The organism is Pseudoflavonifractor sp. An176, assembly GCF_002160435.1.
Classification (GTDB): Bacteria; Bacillota; Clostridia; order Oscillospirales; family Oscillospiraceae; genus Enterenecus; species Enterenecus faecium.
This window is the reverse complement of record NZ_NFKO01000067.1, coordinates 1-943: the sequence shown is the minus strand read 5'-3', so window position 1 is coordinate 943 and position 943 is coordinate 1. Positions and strand designations below refer to the sequence as shown.

General features: G+C 66.2%; 1 pseudogene. It reads right to left on the bottom strand.

Annotation, left to right across the window (positions count from 1 at the left end):
- Positions 1-943, bottom strand: a pseudogene (locus B5F12_RS11590) (FIVAR domain-containing protein); the annotation flags it as partial.

Below are 943 nucleotides of genomic sequence, written 5' to 3'. Positions count from 1 at the left end.
AGCCACCACAGCGGCACCCAGAGCGGCCACATACAGCATCAGCTGAGCGGAGTCGCCAGTCTGAGCAGGCTTCTCAGCGGGCTTCTCGGTGGCCTGAGGCTTGTCGGTGCTCTCAGGCTTCTCAGAGGCCTCGGGCTTGTCGGTGGTCTCGGGAGCGCCACCGGCGGTGAGGCCGTCCATGGCGGCCTTCAGGGCGGCGGCGGCCTCGTCCACCTTGGCCTGGTCGTCCACGGACAGGGTGGCATCCGCCATCACGGCCCGGGCGGTGGCCAGAGCGGTGCGGAAGGTCGCCACGGCAACCTCGCTGGCCCCGGTGGTGTCCACGGTCTCCGCCTCAGCCAGCAGACCTTCCAGGATGGACTTGTCCGCCTTGTACCGCTGGGCCAGGATGGCCTCCAGCAGCACCTCGGAGACCTTGTCCATCTCGTATTGCATGGAGTCGCTGGCATCGGCCAGGGTCTTCTTGGCGGCATCCAGAGCGCCCACCAGCTGCTGCCAGTTGGTCTCCACATACTTGTCGGCGTTGGCCATCATCTGGTCGCCGCGCTCCACCAGCAGCTGGAGCATGGCGGGGTCGCCCTTGACCCAGTCCAGCATCGCCACGGCGATGAACAGCTGGTCGGTGGCCTCCTCCACCTGCTCCTGGGTGTAGGCGGAGGGGTTGTCCAGAATGGCCTCGGCCTGGGCCAGGGCGTTCTCATAGTAGGCCTTGGCGGAGTCGATGAGGTTGGAGTAGTCCTGGGCCACGGCCTTGTCGTACACATCCTTCAGCAGAGTGGTGATCACATCGCCGGGCTCGGGGGTGGGCTCGGGGGTCTCGTCCTTCTCAAACACAGCGGTGACGGTGACGTTGCCCTCGGGCATCACGAAGGTGTTATCGGTGACGGTGACGGTCTCGCTCTGCCACTCCACGAAGTGCCAGCCCTCAGCAGCGGCCTGAGTC